At 67.0% G+C, this 2,267-nt stretch carries 3 protein-coding genes; all 3 read left to right on the forward strand.

Annotated features, from left to right (window positions below; genetic code table 11):
• Positions 1–328 (forward strand): hypothetical protein (locus tag RMO85_RS17455; RefSeq protein WP_310529991.1); only part of this gene is annotated, 328 nt, incomplete at its 5' end.
• On the forward strand, positions 325–1,302 hold the full coding sequence (locus RMO85_RS17460) for a glycosyltransferase family 2 protein (protein WP_310529992.1): 978 nt from the start codon (positions 325–327) through the stop codon (positions 1,300–1,302). The genes RMO85_RS17455 and RMO85_RS17460, both read left to right, overlap by 4 nt.
• Before the next feature lie 11 nt (positions 1,303–1,313).
• On the forward strand, positions 1,314–2,186 hold the full coding sequence (locus RMO85_RS17465; RefSeq protein WP_310529993.1) for a glycosyltransferase family 2 protein: 873 nt from the start codon (positions 1,314–1,316) through the stop codon (positions 2,184–2,186).
• The last annotated feature ends 81 nt before the right edge of the window (positions 2,187–2,267 follow it).

The raw sequence follows: 2,267 nt of genomic DNA on the forward strand, positions 1-2,267 counted from the left end.
GCTCAGCTCCCACGACGCTGCTGCCGCACCGGGAGCGCTGGGCAGGGCGCTGCGGCGCCATCACGGCGTCTTGCTGGGCAACGGCGCGTTCGCGGCACGACCTGGCACGCAACTGACGTCGGAGTGGCTGGCCGAGGTCGAGCGCCGGCTCGACGGCTTCGCCCCCGATCTCGCCCGCTACCCCGGCAACATCATGGGGGACAACCCTGGCTACCCCATCCCGTGGGGAGACCTGCTCGGCGCCGTGGTGCAACCGTTATCTCTGAAGCATCGCGATCGCCTCATCTCTGATCCGCGCATGCTGCCCTCGCTGAAGGACTTCCGATGATCGACAAGCCGCGCGCCCAGCTGGGCCAGCTCTCTTGGGTCGTGCGGGAGTACGCCTCCTGGGAGCGTCTTCGTCGCCAAGCCCTGGTGGCACGTCGGATGGAGATGCCGAACCTTCCGCGCAGCCGCCGCCACATCGGCGAGGTCTGGGGTGTTGCGATGGTGCGTGACGAGCTCGACGTCATCGGCGCCACCCTCGACCATCTGCTCAACCAAGGAGTCGACCGGGTGTTGGTGGCCGACAACGGATCCGTGGACGGCACCCGAGAGCTGCTGGAGGAGCGCGCGCGTGACGACGACCGCGTACTGGTTGGGGTTGACCCCATCGTTGCCTACTATCAGGCCGAGAAGATGACCTGGCTCGCCCACCGAGCCTGGCGCGCAGGCGCGGACTGGGTGATCCCCTTCGACGCCGATGAGTGGTGGTTCGCGGAGTCGGGCGGGTTGGCAGACCACCTTCGGTCACGATCCGAAAGCGTGATCAACGCCCATCTGCACCACATGGTGCCTCGCGAGGCTGACCCTGCGGATCTGGCGCGGGCGGATTTCGTCCTCGACGCGACTCCAGGCCAAGTGGGCAAGGTCGCCTTCCGCTCACACCCGCTGGCCAGGGTCGAGCGAGGAAACCACGCCGTGAGCCGGGTCGGGCGGGTCGGGTCGTCGCTGCACATCGCGCACGCGATCTATCGCGGTCCGAGCCAGGTGATGCGCAAGGTGCGACAGGGAACGCAGGCTGCTGAGCTCACAGGCGACGACATCACCGAGCTGACCCCGCACTGGGCCAGCGCCAGCGCACACGGCGACGACGAGGTCATCGACATGTGGGCCCGGATCAGCCGGGGGGAGCCCGAGCCCCGCTTGGGCTTCGACGCCAACGGGCCGATGGTGCAGGTCCGGCCGGGGACATGGACCACGTGGGATCCCGACGGGGTACTCGCAGGCGACCACACCGACGACTCGGGGCACGGTCAATGAAATCGATGCGGGTGAGCATCGTCATTCCGCACTACGGCGACCCGAAGCATGCACTGAGCCTCGTGAACCAACTTCTCGGGCAACGTGGCTTGGACGCGATGGAGATCATCGTTGTCGACGACGCCTCACCTATTGCGTTCCCCGAAGCTGTCGACCAGCGCGTAACGGTCGTGCGGCGGACGTCGAACGGTGGATTCGGCAGTGCCGTGAACCATGGCGCGGCTTACGCAACGCACCCGTGGCTGCTCATCATGAACAGCGACGTACTCGTGGAGCCCGCCACGGTTCGGAACCTCCTCGATGCGACTCCCGTCCGCGCCCTGAGCGGCCCCGCAGTGAGGACGGCAGGACGCATTGAGGCCACGGGAAGGCTGTTCCCCAGCGCCGGCCGAATCGCCTTGGCCAGGGTGCACGTCCTCCAGCGTTTCCACTCCAGACCGAGGTATCTCAAGGCGATCGGGGTCGATTTGTCGGCGGTGCCCGGACAGTCTTCACACGTCGACTGGCTGGCGGGTGTAGTCATGCTGCTGCCAACCGAGGTCTTTCGCGAAGTTGGCGGCTTCGACACCTCGTTCTTCATGTACTGCGAAGAGACCGATCTGCAACGTCGGCTGGCTGACCTCGGTGTCCCACGCGTGTTGGTCGGGAGCGTCGAAGTCGAACACGCTGGTGGAGCCTCTTCGGCGCCCGACCGAACCCAGTCCTGGTTAACGTCGTCGCAGCTGCGCTATGCGGAGAAATGGGGCGGCCACCGGCGGACCAGAGCCGCTATGCGGGGTGTCGCGCTGGTCAACTTCGCGACCGGCGCGCTCCGTCGGGTTGCTGGAAGACCAACGCGCCCGCTGGCCGACCTGCGGCGCGAACTCCGCGACATCTCAGGCTGACCGGGCGGCCCAGCAGGCATCCGCTGGTGGCGGCTGCTGCGAGGATACGGTCATGCCGCCCCGGACTCGTGTCATCTACAC

Source organism: Nocardioides sp. (assembly GCF_031422975.1).
Classification (GTDB): domain Bacteria; phylum Actinomycetota; class Actinomycetes; order Propionibacteriales; family Nocardioidaceae; genus Nocardioides.

Coding starts and splice junctions, on each gene's coding strand:
- RMO85_RS17460 (WP_310529992.1), top strand. CDS start 325: ATGATCGACAAGCCGCGCGCCCAGCTGGGCCAGCTCTCTTGGGTCGTG.